General features: G+C 36.3%; 32 protein-coding genes. 5 read left to right on the top strand and 27 right to left on the bottom strand.

What is annotated here, in order from left to right; genetic code table 11:
* Positions 1–285: 285 nt before the first annotated feature.
* The 20 genes from PI85_RS07075 to PI85_RS24400 form a co-directional block, all read right to left on the bottom strand.
* Positions 286–1,341: a hypothetical protein gene (locus PI85_RS07075; RefSeq protein WP_036124769.1), complete on the bottom strand. Its 1,056-nt coding sequence runs from the start codon at positions 1,339–1,341 to the stop codon at positions 286–288.
* 41 nt (positions 1,342–1,382) lie between these two features.
* The gene (locus tag PI85_RS07070; RefSeq protein WP_036124768.1) at positions 1,383–1,754 is read right to left on the bottom strand and encodes a hypothetical protein; all 372 of its coding nucleotides are present in this window, start codon (positions 1,752–1,754) and stop codon (positions 1,383–1,385) included.
* Positions 1,755–1,818: 64 nt separating this feature from the next.
* Positions 1,819–2,223 carry a hypothetical protein gene (locus PI85_RS07065; RefSeq protein ID WP_036124766.1) on the bottom strand — a complete coding sequence of 135 codons (405 nt, stop codon included), beginning with the start codon at positions 2,221–2,223 and terminating at the stop codon, positions 1,819–1,821.
* Between the two features lie 23 nt (positions 2,224–2,246).
* A complete protein-coding gene (locus PI85_RS07060) occupies positions 2,247–2,645 on the bottom strand; it encodes a hypothetical protein (RefSeq protein ID WP_036124764.1) in 399 nt (132 codons plus the stop codon).
* Between the two features lie 72 nt (positions 2,646–2,717).
* Positions 2,718–2,843 carry a hypothetical protein gene (locus tag PI85_RS25035; protein ID WP_255350096.1) on the bottom strand — a complete coding sequence of 42 codons (126 nt, stop codon included), beginning with the start codon at positions 2,841–2,843 and terminating at the stop codon, positions 2,718–2,720.
* 34 nt (positions 2,844–2,877) lie between these two features.
* Positions 2,878–3,204: a hypothetical protein gene (locus tag PI85_RS07055; protein WP_036124763.1), complete on the bottom strand. Its 327-nt coding sequence runs from the start codon at positions 3,202–3,204 to the stop codon at positions 2,878–2,880.
* Positions 3,205–3,245: 41 nt separating this feature from the next.
* Entirely contained in the window at positions 3,246–3,761 is a 516-nt protein-coding gene (locus PI85_RS07050) for a hypothetical protein (protein WP_144422595.1), read from the bottom strand.
* Between the two features lie 75 nt (positions 3,762–3,836).
* Positions 3,837–4,472 carry a hypothetical protein gene (locus PI85_RS07045; protein WP_036124759.1) on the bottom strand — a complete coding sequence of 212 codons (636 nt, stop codon included), beginning with the start codon at positions 4,470–4,472 and terminating at the stop codon, positions 3,837–3,839.
* 39 nt (positions 4,473–4,511) lie between these two features.
* Complete coding sequence (locus PI85_RS07040) at positions 4,512–5,183, bottom strand: DUF2786 domain-containing protein (RefSeq protein WP_052323470.1); 672 nt, start codon at positions 5,181–5,183, stop codon at positions 4,512–4,514.
* Positions 5,184–5,261: 78 nt separating this feature from the next.
* On the bottom strand, positions 5,262–5,540 hold the full coding sequence (locus PI85_RS07035; RefSeq protein WP_036124757.1) for a hypothetical protein: 279 nt from the start codon (positions 5,538–5,540) through the stop codon (positions 5,262–5,264).
* A gap of 9 nt (positions 5,541–5,549) precedes the next feature.
* Positions 5,550–5,915, bottom strand: a complete 366-nt coding sequence (locus PI85_RS07030; RefSeq protein WP_036124755.1) for a hypothetical protein — start codon at positions 5,913–5,915, stop codon at positions 5,550–5,552.
* Positions 5,912–6,211, bottom strand: a complete 300-nt coding sequence (locus PI85_RS07025) for a hypothetical protein (RefSeq protein WP_036124753.1) — start codon at positions 6,209–6,211, stop codon at positions 5,912–5,914. The genes PI85_RS07030 and PI85_RS07025 overlap by 4 nt, the downstream gene beginning before the upstream one ends.
* Before the next feature lie 130 nt (positions 6,212–6,341).
* Positions 6,342–6,653: a hypothetical protein gene (locus PI85_RS07020; RefSeq protein WP_036124751.1), complete on the bottom strand. Its 312-nt coding sequence runs from the start codon at positions 6,651–6,653 to the stop codon at positions 6,342–6,344.
* A gap of 21 nt (positions 6,654–6,674) precedes the next feature.
* On the bottom strand, positions 6,675–7,100 hold the full coding sequence (locus PI85_RS07015) for an ArpU family phage packaging/lysis transcriptional regulator (protein ID WP_036124749.1): 426 nt from the start codon (positions 7,098–7,100) through the stop codon (positions 6,675–6,677).
* Between the two features lie 71 nt (positions 7,101–7,171).
* Complete coding sequence (locus PI85_RS07010; RefSeq protein WP_036124748.1) at positions 7,172–7,378, bottom strand: hypothetical protein; 207 nt, start codon at positions 7,376–7,378, stop codon at positions 7,172–7,174.
* Positions 7,379–7,481: 103 nt separating this feature from the next.
* Positions 7,482–7,637, bottom strand: a complete 156-nt coding sequence (locus PI85_RS24620) for a hypothetical protein (protein WP_200886557.1) — start codon at positions 7,635–7,637, stop codon at positions 7,482–7,484.
* Between the two features lie 14 nt (positions 7,638–7,651).
* Positions 7,652–8,266, bottom strand: a complete 615-nt coding sequence (locus tag PI85_RS23530) for a Rha family transcriptional regulator (protein WP_052323469.1) — start codon at positions 8,264–8,266, stop codon at positions 7,652–7,654.
* A gap of 15 nt (positions 8,267–8,281) precedes the next feature.
* On the bottom strand, positions 8,282–8,659 hold the full coding sequence (locus PI85_RS07000; protein ID WP_036124746.1) for a hypothetical protein: 378 nt from the start codon (positions 8,657–8,659) through the stop codon (positions 8,282–8,284).
* Between the two features lie 558 nt (positions 8,660–9,217).
* The gene (locus PI85_RS06995) at positions 9,218–9,412 is read right to left on the bottom strand and encodes a hypothetical protein (protein ID WP_036124745.1); all 195 of its coding nucleotides are present in this window, start codon (positions 9,410–9,412) and stop codon (positions 9,218–9,220) included.
* A 109-nt stretch (positions 9,413–9,521) separates the two neighbouring features.
* Positions 9,522–9,698 (bottom strand): hypothetical protein, encoded by a 177-nt coding sequence (locus PI85_RS24400; protein WP_158499496.1) that lies wholly within the window; start codon positions 9,696–9,698, stop codon positions 9,522–9,524.
* 194 nt (positions 9,699–9,892) lie between these two features.
* Between PI85_RS24400 and PI85_RS23835 the strand changes: the two genes are divergently transcribed.
* The 3 genes from PI85_RS23835 (at position 9,893) to PI85_RS06980 (ending at position 12,584) form a co-directional block, all read left to right on the top strand.
* Positions 9,893–10,390 (top strand): helix-turn-helix domain-containing protein, encoded by a 498-nt coding sequence (locus tag PI85_RS23835; protein WP_036124743.1) that lies wholly within the window; start codon positions 9,893–9,895, stop codon positions 10,388–10,390.
* A gap of 19 nt (positions 10,391–10,409) precedes the next feature.
* Entirely contained in the window at positions 10,410–10,598 is a 189-nt protein-coding gene (locus PI85_RS06985) for a hypothetical protein (RefSeq protein ID WP_036124741.1), read from the top strand.
* Positions 10,599–10,718: 120 nt separating this feature from the next.
* A complete protein-coding gene (locus tag PI85_RS06980; protein ID WP_036124739.1) occupies positions 10,719–12,584 on the top strand; it encodes a recombinase family protein in 1,866 nt (621 codons plus the stop codon).
* Between the two features lie 10 nt (positions 12,585–12,594).
* Here the strand turns inward: PI85_RS06980 and PI85_RS06975 are convergent, their stop codons facing one another.
* From PI85_RS06975 to PI85_RS06965, 3 genes are all read right to left on the bottom strand, one after another.
* Entirely contained in the window at positions 12,595–14,889 is a 2,295-nt protein-coding gene (locus PI85_RS06975; protein WP_036124737.1) for a DEAD/DEAH box helicase, read from the bottom strand.
* A complete protein-coding gene (locus PI85_RS06970; RefSeq protein ID WP_036124735.1) occupies positions 14,864–15,247 on the bottom strand; it encodes a YppE family protein in 384 nt (127 codons plus the stop codon). The genes PI85_RS06975 and PI85_RS06970 overlap by 26 nt, the downstream gene beginning before the upstream one ends.
* Before the next feature lie 217 nt (positions 15,248–15,464).
* Positions 15,465–15,659, bottom strand: a complete 195-nt coding sequence (locus PI85_RS06965; protein ID WP_008176489.1) for a hypothetical protein — start codon at positions 15,657–15,659, stop codon at positions 15,465–15,467.
* Between the two features lie 381 nt (positions 15,660–16,040).
* Here PI85_RS06965 and recU point away from each other — a divergent pair, with 381 nt between their 5' ends.
* Both recU and PI85_RS06955 read left to right on the top strand, forming a co-directional pair.
* The gene (gene recU / locus PI85_RS06960; RefSeq protein ID WP_036124733.1) at positions 16,041–16,685 is read left to right on the top strand and encodes a Holliday junction resolvase RecU; all 645 of its coding nucleotides are present in this window, start codon (positions 16,041–16,043) and stop codon (positions 16,683–16,685) included.
* A gap of 1 nt (position 16,686) precedes the next feature.
* The gene (locus PI85_RS06955) at positions 16,687–19,362 is read left to right on the top strand and encodes a penicillin-binding protein 1A (RefSeq protein WP_036124731.1); all 2,676 of its coding nucleotides are present in this window, start codon (positions 16,687–16,689) and stop codon (positions 19,360–19,362) included.
* Positions 19,363–19,432: 70 nt separating this feature from the next.
* On the opposite strand, the gene PI85_RS06950 is transcribed toward PI85_RS06955, so the two are convergent.
* From PI85_RS06950 to asnS, 4 genes are all read right to left on the bottom strand, one after another.
* Positions 19,433–19,747 carry a YpoC family protein gene (locus PI85_RS06950; protein WP_036124728.1) on the bottom strand — a complete coding sequence of 105 codons (315 nt, stop codon included), beginning with the start codon at positions 19,745–19,747 and terminating at the stop codon, positions 19,433–19,435.
* The gene (nth, locus tag PI85_RS06945) at positions 19,744–20,406 is read right to left on the bottom strand and encodes an endonuclease III (RefSeq protein ID WP_036124727.1); all 663 of its coding nucleotides are present in this window, start codon (positions 20,404–20,406) and stop codon (positions 19,744–19,746) included. The genes PI85_RS06950 and nth overlap by 4 nt, the downstream gene beginning before the upstream one ends.
* 12 nt (positions 20,407–20,418) lie before the next feature.
* On the bottom strand, positions 20,419–21,147 hold the full coding sequence (locus PI85_RS06940; RefSeq protein ID WP_036124725.1) for a DnaD domain-containing protein: 729 nt from the start codon (positions 21,145–21,147) through the stop codon (positions 20,419–20,421).
* Positions 21,148–21,224: 77 nt separating this feature from the next.
* Complete coding sequence (gene asnS / locus PI85_RS06935; protein WP_036124723.1) at positions 21,225–22,520, bottom strand: asparagine--tRNA ligase; 1,296 nt, start codon at positions 22,518–22,520, stop codon at positions 21,225–21,227.
* Positions 22,521–22,539 lie beyond the last annotated feature (19 nt).

Genomic DNA, 22,539 nt, shown 5'->3' with positions numbered 1-22,539 from the left:
GAAATGGTTCATTCACACAACATTTTCAACTATCAACGAAATAAGCAACCTACGAGATAAGTCATCCACATAACTAAATGGATTTCATTTTCAAAATCCGACTATTCCACAGCTCGAATTGGATCGAAACACCATCAAAAAAGGTAGCTCCTGGATATTCTCCTGGTGCTACCGACAAATTTCTCTATGCTTCTGATTTTTTAAAGACATAATGGTATAGATAAATGTATTCTTGCATGACAAATAGCCCTTTCTGAATACTTTTTTTAGAAAAGGCTCTTACTTTTATTGAAACTGTTCAGGTACATCCCAATTTGCATCTTTGTACGAGCTGGCAATGAGATAGCGTAACGGCTGCTCATCTTGGAAAATACGTTTTGTCTGAAGCCGTAGGGTCTTGCGGAAATACGCCCCTAGAACTTGAATATTACCAGTTTGACTTTCAACCTCTCGCACACTTGCGCTTAAAATGTCGGCCATGACAGCTTTCACTGTAGACATTGCGTTTTCATTCGCTTCCACCGCATAATACATTGGCGTAATGATTTCTTGCTTGCAAGCATACTGCATATCTTGTAACTCATCGCTTGTATAACGTACACTACTAGATCTTAATAAAGAAGATAAGGTATTGTGTGCAGATGCCTGGAATTGGTCGAACTTGGCATCTTGCTTTCTTTCTCTGAAGACTGTTTCTACAAACGCCAATTCGTACATACCTTCTAACTCTTGCTTAACTTGAATCAAACTATTTTTGCCATAGAATACACGTTTCAGCCATTTATTAAACACCTGCTTAGACTGCTTCAATTTATTGAATAACGTGATTTTCTTACGTTTTAACCATTGTTTACTCTTACGCTTAGACTCCCTATACAGGCCGTTTATAAGGTCCAATAACCCTAATAACCCACGCACATCACGTGCTTTAATAAAATCTCTTAAAAAGCCACTGCTAAAAATGGCTTTGGGCACAAGGAAATAACCTGGCATCTTAGGATCTATTGCAGTTGGAACATAAGCAGCCACTACAGGCAATTGAATATATGTGCGACCATTTATACGGGCAATATTTAATAAACCAATATCAAAAAGACGGTGATAACCATTATGTATCGAGCTATACGGAAGATTACGTTTCTCACATTCTCCCTTTAAATTCAAATCTTGTTCCATAATAAGCCCTGCCTCATCACAAAGCGAGCGTAGTAATAAGTAAGTAACTAAAGAAGAAGCAGTCAGTTTTTTTTCTGAACCATGTATATATTCATGTTCATAACGCTTTAAAAATTTTAATTCTACGTCAAAAAACTGCATACCATCTACTACTCTTTCATTCATTCCTGCTCCTCCTTCCGTTCTTAGTCTTAATGCTAAAACAGCTATTTAATATCGAATCGTGACATGAATTTAGTATGGTAGTCTTCCAATCCATAACTATTCATAAAATCTTTAGCAACTTCCTTATACTGGTTATGACATTCTTCAATTGCCTCTTCATATTTGTTATATAATTCTTTAAATTCAGGAATAAATGTAAAACTTTGATGTTGATAATAACCTAATCCTGATACAATTACTTTGATAAATATTGCTGCTACTTTCTGATCCAATTCTGAATTTCTCTTATGTAATAATTTAAGGAACTCAAACATTTTGTCGTAAGCTCGATTACCAAGCCAACCATCCATTCCATTATTCATAACTTGATAATCCATATACTCTAATACTTCAATATCCCTTTCTGTTAACATACCGTTCCTCTCCCTCTCTCGTTACGATTTTCTTTTAATAATGTACTAATATCTCCTCTTAATCTTACTGAACAGTTTCTTTCCTATAAATTTCAGATATATCATTTTCGAATTCTTCAATAATTTTATTTATTTCAGAGGATTCAATCTCTTTAGTGCTGTTATAAATATCCATATATATTGTATTTATATATTTACACATTGAGCGATATCTGGATAAATCTGCTTTTGACTTTTTAGTTTTCAAGGTTTTTAGATATAGCAGAAAATCATCATATTGTATTTCGCATTGGATAATTTTAAAACGGACTACAGTATCATTTGGATGACTTAGTAAATAATTCTGAATTTCTTTATTTGAATAATCACAGTGCATTCCTAATTTCTTTTGTAATTTTAAAAGTTTACCCCAAGCAGGTATCTCTTTTATCAGCCTATATTTATTTATCCTACATTCTAAAATTGCCACAAATATTCACATCCTTTCTTAATTTAGCCTATTGAATTCAACATACCTTGAATTTGTTCTTTCGCATAACCAATCATTGTTTTATGATTTTCCAACTCATTTTCAGCAATTATTCGTTTACTCTTTTCACATTCATACATTTCAAGTATTTGTTCCTTTGTATAAATAACGAATTTGCCGTGATGATAATAATCTGCATCAGCATACTGAAATGCTGCAATAGAAATATCAATACAATCTTTCGTGCCATCTGGATCACCAACATTTTTTAGATATTCATTAACATCAAGTACAACCTTCGATAATTTTTCTATATTTTCATCGCTGTACTCAACATGTACATACACTAGTTCACTTCCTCTACCATCTTGGTCGATAATTTTCATGCTGTTTAAAATATCTAATTTTTCTTGATTCGTCATAATAAATATCCCTCCAAATGTTTTATTGTTTTTTGCTGAACATTATCTTTCGATTGATTTTCAGATTGTAGATTATTTTTTGTTCTTTTTAGGTAACGTAGCAGGGATTTTAAAACCACTACGCTGACCTTTTTTACGTCTGTCATCTCGGTTTAAGTAATCCATTGAATATGAGCTGTATTTATGTTCTGGATTCATTTTAGTTACCACCTTCCTGTGCATTTTCTTTCGATTACTTCTTTTGTTTTTTCCTTAATCCATCAAATCCACCGTTAGCCATAAAATTATTAAAAAAAGTTCCAACTTGTGCTTCAAACCAAATATTTTCAAGCTCCTGCTTATGATCCTTATCTGTGATTTCATGTACATTATCGTTTGTACTGTTTAATTCCAAGAAAACCAATTCAGCATCACCGTTTACTGGAACAGCTCTCACAACAGCAATGCCATTAAAATTTTCGTAACCGTAAACCTGCCCAAGCATATCGAGTTTTGCACCTGTTTCTGTACAATATCCTGCATCGACTTGGTTATATGCAATATGAATGTCTTTAGCCATATCTCCTACCCCTTCCTTTACAATATCTTTCTATTGTGCTGTTATTCTTCTTTATGTTCCGCCTCATATACCTCTATCGAGATAGGTTGTATATGACATTCAGATGTCATTGCTTGTTCAGCTACAAAAGGTACTAGTCTAAGTTGCGCTTCATTATATTTTGTCGTTGCATATTCTTCAGTAACGCCTATCTTGATTTTCACAAATGCAGGTGCAGCATTTCCTTCTGCATCATGAGCTAATTTGGCTGCTGGTGATACTTTATAAGCAAATTCTGTATTCATCAGTATTCCTCCTTTTGAACCTTCTAAAGGGTTATAATAGGATGTAGTGGCAGAGGAAAGATCAATAGTGGCCACTTTGTTAAAAGAATTGATAAAAATTTGTTTGTATGTTTCTATTTTTTTGTCGTTTTCTTCTTTAAATTCTTGCCACTCAGAATATTCCCCAACAGCATCTGTAACAGATTCAGCCACCATATATTCATCTGTACCAAATAAAAACTCATATGCTGCTATGAACCCTAATTTTTTTAATGTTTCTTCACTTAACATCATTAGAACCTCCTTTAAATTCATTAGTTAAAAACTCAATGAGGAACACTAAATAATCTAATGTTCCCTTTTCAGCTTTTAATCTTTTAAATAAACTTCAGTCCATTCCTGAGCAATTTCTGCTTCTCTTGTTTTAATGGCATGGATATGGGCATCTTCATCCCTTTCTATGCTCCCAGCTATTTCCTTCGCTATTTCTTTTGCTCTAAAAGCTGCATGTTCAACCATTGCTAATTCAACTTGTTTTTTATTTTTGATAATTTTACAGATATGCTCAATTTCTATTTCGTAATGTTTAATGGTCTTTTCCGTAATTGGATAATTATGTTCCTCTAGAAATGAACCCTCTATTTTTTCTAGATCTTGTTCTCTCAAAATGAAATGTCTGTTTTCTAAAAACTCTTTAATTGTATTTAATTTTTTAAGTACCGGTATTTTTTTAAAAGAATGATGTTTAGCTATAAGTTCTAACCTATAAGGAAATACAACACCTAACAATAAAAGTGATACATCAAGAATAAATAAACCCATTAAATAATTACGGATACTGATAGGTGCTTCACCTTTTATCATTGCTATTAAGGTTATAAATAAGGTACCCACCCCACCTATAAGTAAGAATAAGTGAAAACAAACTGGTATTAATATAGTTGGACCTATCTCTCCCAAACGACTATTGTATTGGTATAGCCATCTTTTAGTGCGCCATTTCAACGTTTTTCCCTCCTTAAGCCATAATTTCTTCAATTGTTTTTATTCAATCATTTCCCGTCCACTTTCAAACTTTTTCCCATCGTTGTAGCCATTCCGCCAAGCTACATCATCCCCAGCTTTCTTTGCTGAAGGTATATTAAGAGAAGTTAAAGAAAGCGAATTATAATATTGAATTACCAATGGATCTTGGACAACTATAAGCTCCAATGATTCTGATTTATTTTGTTCTAAGAATTTTTGATTTAATCCTGCAAGATAGCCCTCAATATAATCATTTTTGAATTGATGTTTTCTTTTCCATTTTCTTTTGATTTCTGACCTTAGTAAAAAAGCTCTAGAATGGTAATGAATAGATGCCCTAGCAAAGTTGTAAATCATTACAGCAATCTGTACATCTTCTGCCAAACCAACAAAACGAATCTCTGCTTGATAAGAATCTATTGTATTTCGGTAGTAGCTGCATCTAAAGTGACGGCCAATAATGTGGGCCAATTTTCTATGCCACCAAATTAACCTATTTCTATATACTCTTTCATTAACCACTGTTTTATCATTTACATGACTAGAAATAAGTTCTGATTCCTGAATATTGTGTTTCAACATAAGCTTTCTTGCGTGTAACATAGCCGTTTGTGACTCTTCATCCGTAGCATCTTTTGCTAAAGTGAGTAACTTTTGAATTTTTATTTTGATAGATTCGCTCAACTTCATTAGAACCCCCTTTTTATATTTAAAAACCCAATGAGGAACACTAAATAATTTAATGTCCCCTGTTCAGCTTTTAATCTTTTAAAATGTTAATTCGTGCGCTCGCATAATTTGCACCTGTCCAGCAAAGTTGACCCGATATTGATTTTTAGGTAAAATCTCCTCAATCTCCCCTGGCTTCTTTAAAACAATTGGGAAGTAAGCTTCTAAATACGTATACGCCTCATAATCACTTTCTGGTGTAATTGCAACATGTACCTTGTCACCGACAATAAATGTTGGTTGATCTTTTTCATCTTTTTCTAATACATCGTATATTGTGACTTGTCCTAATGCTTCCATTGCTTCAAAATGTGTCATTACGTCACCTCACCACATTAATCCAAAGATATTTCGATAAAGTTCTCTTTCTGCTAAATAGTGATTGTGTCGTAATTTTTTTTGATGATTTTGTAGTATCGATACCATTTCTTCTTGGAAGGTTAATACTCTAGGAAACAAATTATTTTGATTCTTTGGGGCAGGCAGAAATAGTTGTAATTCTCTAGAGCCTGTCCCCATTTCTCCACTGACACAAAGATTGAATGGAATTGACACAATATTTAAAGAGTCAAAGAACGTTTTTCTCAAATGAAAGGCTGCACCTTTCCCCACTTTTCCAATGACAAGGGCATTGGAAGTTCTATCAAAAGTATCCACAAAAAGTAGCTGTCCGTTTTCACCTACTGATTTCATTTGTTGTCCCCCTTGTTTTTTTCGCAATAAGGAATTGGTGTATTATTCACAGTGATATACATTTGCACTAAACCACCACTTGATCTAATATCTTCTGTGCTAATAAAATGGCAGCCTGTTTCTAAGTGTTTTATTTCATGAATTGTTTGTCCGCCAATCTTTGTATCAGAAACTAAAACAAACGCACCAGGTAAGCTTTTTTCTTTCGTTTCAGCTGCAGTTTCAGTCTCTGAAAATAGCAAAATACTCCCGAATAATAAAACAAAAATTAGCATTGCTGATGAACCATTGCTCATGTAGTAGCCTCCTCCTTTACAACTAACCTCTGTCAAATTCCCCATTAATAAATCGCTGTACTCTCTACGAGTAATTGCATTATTGAAGTATTTGAGCTACCTCACTCCTACATATTCTCTTCTTCAAAATTCATTTATGCCATTTATCATCGAACTTAATTTCATACCAAGAAATCAAACCCAAAACATCAGATATTTCTTGTATCGCAAGATCCTCTAAAAGTGTATTTTCCTCAATGTTCCAATGGTCATATTCGTATCTATTAATCTTCATTTTGTAATAAACCTTATTTGTATCATCTGCAAAAATTGCATATGCGTTATCATCCTGTTTTTCTAATTGAAGAAACGTTACTGATACTTTTTCTTCTTTCCCTTCACATCCACTAAGGAAAAATAGTGAGGATAATCCCAAGACTATTAGCATTGCTTTTATCTTCATTTAACCGCCCCTCCCTTTTCATTACTCACTTTGGATAACCGTATCATCTGTAAGTTGAAGCCCTAACCAATAAAGTGCTTCTTTTTTTAAAATGTAGTAGGCAGAGCGACTTAGGTTCAGTTTTGTATAAACAAAATCGTCGCTTAGATATTTACCATCAGAACTTCTTGATAAATATTTAAGTTGAATCAGCTTACGATGTAATTCTGGGAGACAATCTAAATTCGAATGAAAGGCTTCAACCCATTCAGTTGCTGAGGCTTTTTTAATTGCTACGGTTTCTGTAGAGCTATGAAAACCACCTGAATGCATGGGTGTATCGGTCCAACGACTAGTCATACTAGGTAAGTGACTAGAATTAGCTTGCAACTCCATTTCAAAATATTTTTGAAAACATTTACCCACTACCCATTTAATTAATTCATCTTTATTTTCTTGATTGGCCATATCAACAGTGACAGCCCTCCTTGCAAAAAAGTGAAGAACATAACCTTTTCTCTATAGTTTTTAACACTTATTTACCAACCTTTAAAACATGCGTCAAAAAGTGATTGTCCATATCTTGATAAACTACTCTTCTTGATCGCTGCTGTTTGTTGGACTACTGTTGTCAAATCTCCATGTTTTCTACGTTTGGATACAACAAAACCCACTTTATGAACCATTCCATCTGAAAATGTCATAGTCATTAATGAAACGAGCGTAGCTTTTTTAGATTCGGGCATATTTTTAACTCTCCTGACTTTTTATATTAGATATAAATAAAAGCAACAAATTAAAATTATGAGAAAACACAATATATCTAACAACTTCCTCACACCTTTCCGTTTAAGGCGCAGGAATAGCACGTGCATTTCCAGAAATGCGCTCGATTATTACCCATGCAACATTCGTTTTTTTACTCAGTAGCCAATCATTCGGCTCTAATCCCAATGATTGAAGATGCTGACATTGGAAAACTGTTAATCTTTTTCCATTCTTCATTGGACAACCTCCCTTTATTCTGAATATTCAACATCTGGAACCTCTTTGATTTTTTGAGGACTCTCCAATTTTGGTGAATCCCAACCATTAATAAATGCTAACGCTTCAGCAAATGAACTTCTTGGAATATCTTTATATGACAACACTTGATATTGTTGTTTTAGTACCTTATATAAAGTAGTAAAATATTTTCTCTTAGCGTGAGGTGATAGATTTGGATAAATAATAGATAATCTCTCTCTTACCGCACGACTTATAGCTTGTTGTTCACTAAAGATTAAAGTATTTTGTCGATCAGCTAATAATTGATGTGTATGGTTAAATGCAGCTATGTAAAGTTCTTTAAATTGCATTGCCTTTTCACCTGTATAACCCATAGCCAAAATAACAAATCCATCAAATGTTAAAACATACATTGGCATTTTTCGCCCTTGTCCATTTACATAATCCGCCTCTCCAATGTTGGCGAGACGAAAAGCTTCTGAACATTTCAAGTTACGTATATCGCGTAAAACCTTGTCATGCCCTTTTTGAAAGACCTCTGCAATAATCAGACTATCTGTAAAAGCTTTATTATCATTCACATAAACAATTCCTTGTTGCCCTTCCAGCAATTGTTGTAAAGTCAAACTCAATGCTCCTTTCTATGGACAAGTTTGCTCCTTTTGTCTGCAATCTACATTCCACATTTCAATTCCATCAATTGTGACTCTATAGTGTTCAGTAAGCCAATTTTCATTTGTAGTGTCTACATACCAGGGCTGTTGCTGATCCTTTGTTGTAATTGCATAAAAAGCCTCTTTTGTGAGTAATACATTGCCAATTTTATTATTTTGATCTTTAGAAATACTGATAATGCCTATTCTTAGAGCTTCCGTCTGAAGATCCTGTTGTATTCTAACAAAACGCGGATTGAGGTTGAAAAAATAGACATCTTGATTGGTCTTAAAATGTTCCTCGAAGTCTTGCTGTACCTGTAAAACCATATCGATAAATGATCTAATTTGGTTTAACCTTTGCATCAATATTCCTCCCTTTAAAATTGAATAGTCCTCAACAATCATAGGGTAAATTCTGTATTTTCCTAGGACTCTCATTATCAATTACCAATTTTTGGTATTTTAAAAAAATTTAATGTCCTATCCTCTAAAACAATTTTTATTTATTCCATTCCTTACATCAATTTCATCAGTTTCCTTTTACTAACCTGCTATCGAAAATACCTCTTCTCTAAGCAATAAAGGAATCTCTCCCACGTTTTTTAATATTTAACTTGTAATTTCAACATGAGAATAAAGCCCAAATAAAATTGCCGTAAACGGGAGAGAGTAGACACTCTCACCGCCTCTTGATATAATGTTTTGTATCTATAGTCTTTTTTGATAACTGTTTAATCGTTAGAGCGATTAAGCAGTTTTTTTATTGCTCAGTTGTATATGCCCCGTATCTATCATATATTTCGTAGCATATGCCTTTTGTAATTCATCTAACCTGTACATTTAAATCTCCCTTTTTTCTATAAGCTACCAGAACAATTCCATATACCTTTTGAATGGGAGGAACAAGAGAAACCAAAAAATTCAAGACAGAGTATCACCTACATATTCTGTAATTTCTTCCCACAAAGCTTTAATCGTCTTCTTACCCTCACCCCAATCGCGTAATAAAAAAATTGCCTTTTCAGCATCAAGACGTGAAAGTTCTGCTAATTTAGCGGGTAAATTCGCATGTTGACGAATACGCTCTGGAAGGATTGGACAATTTGATTTTGTCATAATTGGATCACCTCCTTTAGAATGGTCTGACGTTGCTACCGTCACAAAGCTATAAGGACCTATGTACCGTCATCGACACGGTATCACAGCACCCGTATAAATAATTTTCTTACGCAGTTTCATTCTGTTGCTCTTTATCTTTTCTCCCCACTACCTGCATAGTCACCATTGCACCTTGAATTAATGTTGCAAATGTCTGTTGCTGTTCTGGTGTCAACATTTTCAAATATGCGCTTACTTGCTCAACTGCTTCTTTTTCTTCCACAGCAATGATTCGATCACTCATTTCACTCACTCCTTTCAATTAGATTGATGTTGCACCGCAACTAAACCTCAAATAAATTACTTAAAATCAACTTACTACGTCTCTTTGAGTCAAATATATTACTCTTTGAGTATTTTGTCAATCGTTTTAGAACACAAAATGTTGCATTGAGTCATAAAGTGATATACGATGTTTACAAGAAAGGGGGATTAAAATTGAATGAACGCCTAAAAGCTATGAGAAAGCATCTAAAATTAAAGCAAGACGAAATGGGTGAAAAAGTAAAGTTATCTCGTTCTCATATTTCTTCCTTAGAAAATGGAACTAGGGAATTAACAGACAGAATAATTAGCGATGTTTGTAGAGAATTCAACGTCAATGAACACTGGCTACGAACAGGCGAAGGTGAAATGTTCATCCAACCAGAAACTTTTTCATTAGATGAGTACGCACAAAAAAGCCAGCTCTCTGAATTAGAGCTGGACATCATTAAAAGCTATATGGATTTAAACAAAGATGTGCGTGAAGCAATTCTTAAAACAGCACAACAACTCTTTGCAAAACACTCTGAAATATCTTCTACTGTTGAGGAAAATAATGATGAAGTTGATATTGAAGCAGAATTGGAACGTTATCGACAAGAGTTGGAAGCTGAGAAAAAAGCTCGAATGTTATCAGCTTCACAAAAGCAAAAAAAAGACTTAATAGGATGAAAGGTGAATGAAATCGTAGATGGATGATAGATTGTTACAGTTATTTAACCAACTAACTCAGAGTAATAAAGAGTATGTACTTAACATCGTTGAATCTCTATTAAAAAATCAAGATTTATTCAAAGATTTTGTGCCTGATTCCCCAATAGAAACAATCACCCAAGAAGAGAAAATTAAAAGAGTAAAAGTATTATTAAATTTAGATTGAATACTTAAACACTTTATGATGATCTCACTATCAAAATCATTAATATTTTGCGCAAAATAGTAATTACAGAAAAGAGCAGGCTCATTTGTCTAGCTCTTTTCTTATGAAAGGAGTACCCATATGACTATAAGAGAAACTGAACCAAGAACTTCACTTAGGGCAGCTATCTATATTCGTGTATCTATTAAAAATTTACAAGAAGATCGTTATAGTTTATCTGCTCAAACAACTGAACTAACACGCTATGCAGAAAGTCAAGGTTGGGAAATCGTTGATATTTTTAAAGATACAGATTCAGGTACAAAATTAAAAAAGCCAGGTCTCGAATCACTATTAGATTATGTAGAAGACGGGAAAATAGATGTTGTATTAGTAATTGAACAAGACCGTTTATCCCGACTTGATGCAGTATCTTGGCATTTTTTAAAAAATGTATTACGCGAAAACAATGTAAAAATCGCAGAGCCTGGGCATATTATGGACTTATCAAATGTGGATGATGAATTTTATTCAGATCTAAAAAATATTTTTGCTCATAGAAATAGACGCGACATTATAAGAAAGATGATGCGTGGTAAGCGACAATTTACGCGCGAAGGGAAAGTTTGGGGAAAGCAGCCAGATGGCTATATTCATGTAAAAGAAACTAGCTCTGTTGTTGTTGATGAAAACCGCTCCTGGATCATCCCTTATATAGATGATTTATTATTAGAACAAGGTATAAGTGCCACAGGTGTTGCCTCTTGTTTAAATCAGCTATGTAAAACGCCAACAGGTAAGGAATGGACGGTCAATCAAGTCCTTCAAAGATATAAGAATAAAGCGTATCACGGTGTACTCGAAAAAACTTTTAGTAATGGTGAAACAATAACAGTAGAAGATGTTTATCCAAAGCTACGTTCACTTGAAACATTTGAAGCAATCACTCAAAGGTTAAAAGAAAATTATAAGGCAAAACCAGCAGAATCACATTTTTTGCGCAATGTCATCATTACATGCGCATCATGCAATCGTCTAGTAAGTGTGAATAAAACTTCCTCCCATTCAAGAAAGAAAGACAAAACGTATCCTGTATTCACATTGAGGCATCTCAATGAATCAACACATGATGATTGCGAAGCAAAGCCTTATGTAAATACTAAACGTATTAAAAATATCCTTATAACTGCGGTAAAGTCTATTCTAATAGACGAAAAAACAGCAAAGAAATATATAGATGCTGAATTTGATGATAAGGAGCTTGATAAAATCAAAAAACAATTATCCGAATTGAATAAACAAAAAAATGATGTGAATTCAAAAATGGATAAAATTTTAAAACTTTATCTTGATGGTAAATGGTCAGAAGAAGTATTGGATAAGGAACGAGATCAACTAGATAGCCGACTTAAACATATTGAAAATTCTATAGATGATTTAAAACGCAAGTATGAATTAGTGAAGACTAGCCAATTCAATTATGATGTTGTTGTTGAATTTTTATCAATTGCTGCACATTTTGATAGTTTATTAGAAGAATCCGAACAACAAAGGCTTATTGGTTCTATCTTTCCTACCGCAACATTAGATGTTTCTAATAATTTATTAATTATGCACGCTAGGTTGCCACAACAAGTCACACTGGACATTCGCATTGATATTGAAACAATGGAAGCTGTTAAAGAAAGAGAAATGTATGCGGCTGCCAGAGAAAAATATAATGCAATTCAAACATACCTAAACAAAAATAAGGGTGCTTCGCTTGAGCGTATACAGAAACATTTCCACAGTAATTACAGCACACTTATAAAGTATCAAGAATGGTTTGGCCCATTTAAGCATTTAGCGCCTAATAGATTGGGACCTGAAATGCGCCAGAAAAGAATAAAAACAATAAAAAAAGCCCTACAATCACATCCAAATGCAACAGGGCGTCAACTCGAAAAAATCACAGGAATAAACAGAAAAATGATATACAAGCTTATACGCGAAGAAAAATTGCGTTGAAGGCGTACCCTCAACGCTCCTTTTCATTATTTAGTTGGGACACTAAATAGCTTAACAATTTTATAACATACCCTTTTGATTCATTCAAGCTGTCTTGAACGCCAATGCAGGATGGGCAACCTGCTTCACAGGGACAACTTGATACATGTTGTAGTGTTTTGTCCAAAAGTTCCTCCCATAAATCGTATACTTTTTCACTTAGACCAATACCACCAGGATACTTGTCATATACAAAAAATGTTGGTAGCTCATTATGTGTTGCCTTTATTTGTGGCACGACAGCTACATCACTACTATCACATCGAATGAAAATCGGAATAAAAGCATTAATGGCATAAGCAGCACCGACCATAGCTCCATCTAACTCTGCTTCTGTCCATTTTGTTGGAGCATCAAATGATAGCCAAGATGAGCTAGTATGCATTTCATCAGGTGGTAAATGGATTGTTCCCGACCCGATATTGTCCTGTTTTCCACCGAACTTTATCTTCTTGAAAATAGTTGCCTGCGCAACCAATCCTACATCCCCAAAGCTAATCGTACCGCCGTTATAAGTTCGGCTTCGATCTTCCTCTAATACCTTCATTTCAACGGCAAGATTGGCATCTGTATAATAGTCAATGTCGACTTCACGGACATAAGCTTTCTTTTCTTCCCAGTCGAGCTTCTCTACTTGGAATTGAATCCCTTGATGTAAATAAATCGCTTCCTCATGTAATAAAGTCATGGCACTATGACGATCCATTTCTCCAATTACCTTTGTTTGGGCAGGAATAGACAGATCAATAATAACCACATTTTCCTGTGAAGCCGACCGTAAGCTAATATCATGTGCTGGGAAACGATCGCTCATCCAATGCCACTTATCGCTCGTCTTAAAGACAACGCCCTCTTCTGCTAAATAATCTAGCAATTCTTGTATGTCATATTCACCATACGTATCTTCTATAGAAAAAGGTAATTCAAAAGCGGCACACTTTAAATGATCCATTAAAATTAACATATTTTCTGGATAAATACGTGCCTCCTCTGGTGCACTACCAAGTAAAAATAAAGGATGATTCACCACATACTGATCCAGTGCGGTCGATTGTGCAACATAGATAATTAATGCCTCATCCTGTCGTCTTCCTGCACGTCCTGCTTGTTGCCAGGCACTTGCAATATTTCCTGGATAACCTGTCATAATACATGCTTGTAACTGGCCGATATCGACCCCTAATTCTAACGCATTGGTACTGACAACGGTTTGAATGGTTCCATCACGCAAGCCTTTTTCGATTACCCGACGTTCAGATGGCAAATAACCACCTCGGTAGCCACGCACGGACTCATCCAGCAGCTTATTGCGAGTGAGCTCCTTTAAATAAGTGACAATCATTTCAACCCGTACTCTGCTTTTAGCAAAAATGATTGATTGAATACCAGCTATATATAACCTCTTAGCTAAATCACTTACCTCTAACACGGCGCTTCTACGCACCCCAAAAGTTTTATGAATAATGGGCGGATTATAGAACAGAAATGTTTTCTTACCGACAGGGGCTCCAGAGTCTGCGATGAGCGCATGTGATTCATTTGTTAATAGCTCGGCCAGCTCCTTAGGATTTTTTATCGTTGCCGATGTACAAATAAACACAGGTTTACTACCATAAAATTCACATATGCGTTTTAATCTACGAATAACATGGGCAACATGGGAACCAAATACCCCTTTATATGTATGCAATTCATCAATCACGATATACTGTAAATTTTCAAATAGTGATACCCATTTCGTATGGTGTGGCAAAATTCCTGAATGAAGCATATCAGGATTTGTCATAACGATATGTCCTGCTTTGCGAACCTTCTGACGAATGCCTGGAGCCGTATCACCATCATAGGTATAACTTAAAATTTCCTCACCACTTTTTTCAATCAGTTCATTCAAATCATTTTTTTGATCCTGCGCTAAAGCCTTTGTTGGAAATAAATAGATTGCACGTGCGTTTTTATCCTCTACTATTTTTTGCAACACCGGCAAATGATAGCAATATGATTTACCTGATGCGGTTGGTGTAACAGCGGTAAAAGATGTACCACTCTGTGCCAAATCAAAGGCCTCTCGCTGATGCGTATAAAGTTGCTCGATTCCCTTTGCCTGCAAAGCCTTCACTAAAGAAGGATGTAAATTTTCTGGGAAAGGAGCATAGCTAGCAGGTCGGCCTTCAAGTGTTTGCCAATGTAGAATACGTTCTTTTAATTCTTCATCATATCTCCACTCATGCAAAAGCTCGCTAATCGTTCGTTTCTTCGATAGCATTTACTGCCTCCTCCTTTACCAATCGTTCAAAGTTTTTCATTGTAAAGGAGGTAGAATGGATCGCATCTAAAAAGCGTTTTTTACTTGTTTCTTTATAAAAAGATTGCACAACAAATTGCTCCATCGATTCTACCGTTGAGGCAATTTGTTGTGTATGCATATATTTCGGTCGATTCTCTTGAATCCATTTATTGGCCTCTTGCTGCCATTCCTTCAACAGTTGGTGAATTTTATCAGCGTGTGGTTTCACCTCTTGAAAAAAGTCAGGTGTACGGTCCTCCTCACGCATTTGCCAAAAACGTGACACACATCGATCACATTCATCTATTAATTTGGATGTTTGCTGAATAACTAACAATTTTGCACCTCATCTCTCATCAATTACTCGTAAGCAAATATTTTTCGTAGCAAGTACATATATATGATGAGTATGTCTTGTCCATCATTTCAACTACGAAAATATGGCACCTCTTGATACCTTTACCTTCCCCTACTTGTTTTGTGGTAAATACTGTATCAATTTTAATGCTATAGAGTTAGTTCAATTGCTTATGAGATAAGTGTACCAAAGTCTATCATTTTTCACTACTAATAGGCGAACAAGCATTCTTTACTTGCCAGTTCTTTTCTGCTAAGCTTACTTTCTGGCTAACTGCTTTGAGCTGCAAAAAAAAGTGCATATTCTGAGCATTGTTCTCCAGTGACACTCTCGTGAAAAGTAATTGATTGACCAGATCTAACTGCGCAACTAATTGTTCTAACTTGTTCAAAATAACGCCCCCTTTGCTTTACTTAAAGTATTCCTCGCATGTATAGAATTACCTTCATGCGTGACAAAATAAGCGTAAGTTAGCTGAAAGAAGAAGATTTTCGATAAATTTTTATAAATGAACCTTCCAACTAAAAAAGCGTCCTGAATGAAAGGTGTAGATAATTCACCATTCTTCAACCATTTTTATGTTTAAATTTATCAGTTATTTTGACGATTCAAGGAAGCCAATCATTAGCTTTTTTTCGACGCAATTTGTTTATTCTTTGCATCCACTGTCTACTACTCTTGTAACAAAGACAACACGGATGGAGGTAGAGAAGAGCCATCAAATCATGGTAAACTAATATATAGGAAAGCAGTTTAATAAAGGGTGAGCTAAATGACAATTCGCTATCCAAATGGGAAATTGTATACCCCCCATACTTCTGTACAGAAAACAGAAAAAAAAAGTAAAAGTAAAGATTTGTCTTTTAGTAATCGTGGAAAGACACTAGAAGATGAAATTAATGAAGCAAACGACTATTATATTAAAAGGCGACTTGCTATCATTCATAAGAAACCTGTTCCTGTACAAATCGTCAAAGTAGAGTACCCTTCACGAAGCGCTGCTGTCATTCGTGAAGCATATTTTCGAACACCCTCTACAACCGACTACAATGGTGTTTGGAATGGGCATTATATTGATTTTGATGCAAAGGAAACTGCTTCCAAAACAAGTTTCCCTTTAAAAAATATTCATGAGCATCAAATGACCCATATGCAGCAAGTGACTGAACAAAATGGTGTGGCTTTTATTATCGTTCGCTTTTCAGCTTTTGAACGATATTTTATTGTGCCATATGAAGTTTTACAAAAAGCCTGGAAAGCAATGGAAAATGGCCATCGTAAATCCATACCCTTTTCAACGATTGTAGATGAGGCGTATGAAATTCCCACTAGCTATTATCCACGGATCGATTATTTACCCATCATCCAACAACTGATCGATGAAAAATGCTGCGGGTTTGAAAGTGAGGAGAAATAGTATGACTGAACGTCGTCGAACACGTGGAGAGCATCAAAAGGCTCTCGCTGAAAAAAATAAAAAAGGTAAGAAAACAACAACAAAGTCGTCAACACCCGCTAAAATGTGGATAAAACGTATTTTCTTAACGTTATTAGTCATCGGTGTCGTAGGCTTCATTGGAGGAGCAGGATTATTTGCTTACTATGCAAGCACAGCTCCTAAGCTTGATGAGGAATTATTGAAAGACCCTGTGTCTTCAGAGTTCTACGATAAAAACGGTGAAATATTCGCAACAATCGGTGCTGAAAACCGTAAATATATAAAATATGAAGATATTCCCGAAGATATGGTGAACGCTATTCTTGCAACGGAAGATGTACGCTTTTTTAAACATCACGGCATGGACTTTTACCGTCTAGGTGGTGCTATACTTGCTAACTTCCGTGATGGCTTTGGTGCACAAGGTGCCTCTACCCTAACACAGCAAGTGGTGAAAAACTCATTTTTACAAAATGAAAAGAAATTAAAACGTAAAGCACAGGAAGCTTGGCTAGCGTTTCAATTAGAACGTAAATATTCAAAAGAAGAAATTTTTGAAATGTATTTCAATAAAATGCTAATGTCTGGCCGTATTTATGGCTTTGGTACAGCAGCTCAATATTTCTACGGAAAAGAATTAAAAGATTTAACATTAGATGAAGAAGCTTTATTAGCAGGGCTCGTACAAAGACCAAATGCTTATAATCCATTGAAAAACCCTGACCTTGCCAAGCAACGTCGTAATACGGTTTTAGGATTAATGTATCAACACGGAAAAATTTCAAAAACGGAAATGGAAGAAGCTAAAAACGTTGATGTCCAAGCAGGTCTTGCTGACGATGCAACACGTCAATCATTTGCTGGCTCTAAATACGATGCCTTCCTAGATGTCGTGATTAATGAATTAGAAAATAATGGCGATGGTTCAGCCATGGCAGAAGGGATTAAAGTTTATACAACACTTGATCCAAATGCCCAAAAAGTTGTTGAAAATGTGATGAACGATGACAGCAATTTCCCAACAGAAGATATTCAGTCAGGTGTAGCGGTCATTGATACGAAAACAGGAGCTATCCAAGCTGTTGGTGGCGGTCGACATTATGGTGCCGAACGTGGCTGGAACTATGCAGATGATTTAACAAAAAATCAACCTGGTTCTACTATGAAACCATTAGTGGACTACGGTCCAGCCATCGAATATTTAAAATGGTCTACAGGTCATACACTTGTAGATGAACCTATGAACTATTCCAATTCAAAGCAGACTATTACAAACTGGGATGGCAGATATATGGGTGCCATGACTGCTCGTAAGGCATTGTATGCTTCACGAAACGTACCAGCTGTCAAAGCATTACAAGAAGTAGGTACTGAAAATGCGAAGGAATTTGTTGGACGTTTAGGGATTGAAACAGAAAACCTTTATGAATCAGACGCAATTGGTGGTGGAGCGATTACTATCTCCCCTATTCAAATGGCGGCTTCCTATGCAGCATTCGGAAATAACGGCGTTTACACAGACCCACACGCTATTACAAAAATTGTTTACCGTGATGGGAAAACATCTAAAAATTATACACCTGAGCCTAATGTAGCGATGAGTGAAGCTACAGCTTATATGGTAACAGATATGCTACGTGATGTAGTTGGCAACAAACCTGACGCATCAGGTACAGCAGCTAATGTCCCTGGACTAGACATCGCAGGTAAAACAGGTACAACCAACTATTCAGCTGAAGATTTCAATAAATATAATTTACCGAACACAAGTGTGCCAGATTCATGGTTTGCTGGTTATACGACAAACTATTCCATCGCTATATGGAGTGGCTATGAAAAACACTTTGATCCAATTACAACGTGGGAAGAACGTCGGTTACCACAAAATCTATTCAAATCGATTATGCAAGACATTTCAGCAAACGTTGAAACAGAAAGCTTTAAAAAGCCAAGTACAGTTGTAGAAGCAACGATTGAAGTGGGCTCTAAGCCATTGAAATTGGCAAGTGACTTTACACCAAGCGAATTACGTCAAACAGAGCTATTCGTTCGTGGTACTGAGCCAACAGAAGTGTCGAATGTTTATGAGGCACCAGAATTGGCTACACCATACAACGTATCTGCAAGCTTAGATTTAGGGGCACAGTCTATCAATATTTCTTGGGAACATGATGCCAGCTTGGATCCAAAAACAGATGAACCACTACCAACTTCATTTGAAGTAACTGCAACCCGTGATGACGGTAAAAAGTTTGACCTTGGTAAAACAGAGAGCAAAGGTTTATCAGTTGCTAATACGTTGGAAGATGGCAATTACACGATTTCAGTCGTAGCCATTGTGGATGGTACACGAAGTGAGCCTGGTACCACAACTTTCCAAATTACAAGTACAACTGAAGAAGAGGATGTAGAAACGGAAGAGCCGGAAGAGCCAAACATTGATTTACCAACAGACCCTGGTGAAGAAGACCAAGATAACGGTCATAATAATGGCAATGGTAACGGCCATGGCAACAACGGTGGTAATAACAATAATAATGGAAATGGGAATAACGGCAACAACGGTGGTAACAATGGCGGTTCAGATGGAAGCCAGCAACCAACTCCTCCTACAGATCCTGTAGACCCAAATAATGAAGAACAAAGCTCAGAATAACCAAAAAGCCGAGACGCATTTAATGCGTCTCGGTTTTTTTCTGTCGGCACAAGTATTTTATTCTGCCACTCTATTTTTTGCTTGCTTGAATTCGTAAACGTGCTGTACGCTTTTTCGTTTCTTTAAATAATTCATCTAGCTGACGGTAACAAGCATATTGCCCTGGCTTCGCTTTGATAAAGGCAAGTCTTTCAACCCCATTAATAGGCAGTACCTCGTCTCCCGCCGCTTGTACCAGCTGTTCAAACAATTGGATCGCCTCTTCCATTAAGCCTTTTGCTGTACCATTTCTAGCATCATGGGCTTCATGGATAGTTGCTTGAAGGGTTGTCCATTGTGCAAACCAAGCATCTACCTGATCTTTTGCGATTGCCTCACTATTCATGCTTCCTTCACCAAGCCTTTCTTCAAACGCTTTTGACCTTCACGACAATCGCTTAGTAAAGGGCAGGTATGGCAGCCAGGGTTTTGGGCCTTACAATGATAACGACCAAAGAAAATTAACTGATGATGCGTTTTCGACCACTTATTCATTGGCGTTTTTTTCATGATTGTTTCTTCCACTTCAAGGACGGAATCCTTCCATCTACATAGACCTAGACGTTTGGAAACACGCTCTACATGGGTATCAACTGCTAGCGCAGGAATATCAAAGGCTACTGATAGCACCACATTGGCTGTTTTGCGACCTACTCCTGGCAATGTTACAAGTGCTTCTCGAGTTGCTGGTATTTCGCCATTATATTCATCTAGCAAACGTTGACATAAAGCCTGAATGTTCTTTGCTTTATTGCGATATAAGCCAATAGAGCGAATATCCTGTTGTAATTCTTCCAACGGGACAGCCAAATAATCTTCAGGCGTTTTATATTTCTGAAATAATGTTTTGGTTACCTTATTAACAAGTACATCCGTACATTGTGCAGATAATAATGTCGCAATTGTGAGCTCAAAGGCATTGTCATGCACAAGCTCACAATGTGCATTAGGAAACATTCGATCCATTTCTTCTAGGCAATGCTCCCACTGTTTTTTGGTTAACAAACTGGATGCCCCCTATTCTCTTTCTTCTAACCAATTATAAAAAGGTACTTTGTTAGTTGGTTGCGCGTCTTGCTGAACTGTCCGTGCTGGAGTCCTGCTAAATGTTTGCTTCTCTCGGAACTGCTCACCTTGCTTTTGTGCCGCTTGAGGTGTCGTAATATTTTTCTTCTTCCACTCTAACAAAATACGATCAATATAGCGAATGCTCAGTTTCCCAGCAAAAACAGCTTCTTTCAATGCCTCTTTAATGAGTGTTGGACTGTGCTTGTCCTCATCAAGCCAACATCCTATTTTTTCAAGCTCTAAAGGAGATAAAAGACGTCCCATTTCTTCTTCAAAGAGTCGGAAAATCTCTCCTTCTTCTTGTTGAAGTGTTGTGGTAGATTTTTGTTGCTCTTTCATCTCGATCATCTGCACAATTCGCTCCCAGAGTGGATAAACCGAATATTTTTCATAGAGCTTGCCACCTGTATCCACATCACGAGTAATTTCAAGGAAGCCCTTTTGCATTAATCGTTGTAAACGGGATGTTAGTTCATTTTCTGGCATTGTGAGACGATTCTTTAGATCATTTGGTGTAGGGAAGTCATAGCCTTCCATATGAAAGGCTAACAAGTGCATAACAATTAGCGCCTCTTCATCCTCTATATTTAACTCCTTATAAAACTGAAAAAAAAGCTGGGGAATGGGAATCATTCTCTGCTCAGTCCATGTACGGAGTCGATGATTATTTGCATTCATATTCCTCTAGACTCCTTCTTTAAGTAAGTAGAAAAGCCGCGTAGATATTTCACTACGCGACTTTTAAATTGATTTGCTTATGGATATAAGCGGTTCAGTAAACGTGGGAATGGGATTGTTTCACGAATATGTTCTGTGCCAGAAATCCATGCCACAGTTCGCTCTAATCCAAGTCCGAAGCCTGAATGTGGAACAGAACCATGTTTACGAAGCTCCAAATACCATGCATATGCATCTAATGATAGGTTATGTTCTTCAAGACGAGATTTTAATAAATCATAGTCATGGATACGCTCAGAACCACCAATAATTTCACCATAGCCTTCAGGTGCGATTAAATCAGCGCATAATACAACGTCATCGCGATCTGGATGTGGTTGCATATAGAAAGGCTTAATGCCTATTGGGTAGCATGTAATGAATACTGGCTTGTCGAATGAATTGGCAATAGCTGTTTCATGAGGTGCCCCAAAATCGTCGCCCCATTCAATATCATCAAAACCTTGTTCATGTAAAAGCTTAATCGCATCATCATATGAAATACGAGGGAATGGCGCTTGAATCTTTTCAAGTTTCGATGTATCACGGTCAAGTCGCTCTAATTCTAATTTGCAGTTAGCCAGAACAGATTGTACAATATGCGTCACATATTGCTCCTGTACTTCTAGATTTTCTTCAAACTCTACAAAAGCCATCTCTGGCTCAATCATCCAGAACTCGATTAAGTGACGACGCGTTTTAGATTTTTCAGCACGGAAAGTTGGACCGAATGAAAATACTTTTCCTAGTGCCATAGCTGCCGCTTCCATATAAAGCTGCCCTGATTGAGAAAGGAATGCATCCTCATCAAAGTATTTCGTATGGAATAGCTCAGATGTACCTTCAGGTGAAGATCCTGTTAAAATCGGTGGGTCCATCTTTGTAAAACCATTGTTGTTGAAAAATTCATAAGTTGCACGAATGATTTCATTACGAACCTTCATAATGGCATGTTGTTTACGAGAACGTAACCATAAATGACGGTTATCCATTAAAAATTCAGGACCGTGCTCCTTCGGTGTAATAGGGAAATCTGTTGCTGTATGTAGAACCTCAATTCCTGTTACAGCTAGCTCACAGCCAAAGCTTGAACGTTCGTCAGCTTTCACCTCTCCTGTAATATACATCGAAGTTTCTTGCGTTAGTCCTTTAGCTGTTGCAAAAATTTCTTCGCCCACTTCTTCTTTCACGACAACACCCTGAACAAAACCAGAGCCATCACGAAGTTGTAAGAAGGCGATTTTACCACTTGAACGTTTGTTAGCTAGCCAAGCGCCCATTTTGACTGTTTCACCGATATGCTGTGGCATATCTTTAATCATAATTTTTTTCATAGAAATCCTCCAAAGTCGT

Source organism: Lysinibacillus sp. A1, assembly GCF_000801965.1.
GTDB classification, from domain to species: Bacteria; Bacillota; Bacilli; order Bacillales_A; family Planococcaceae; genus Lysinibacillus; species Lysinibacillus fusiformis.
This window is presented reverse-complemented; position numbering and strand designations above follow the sequence as displayed.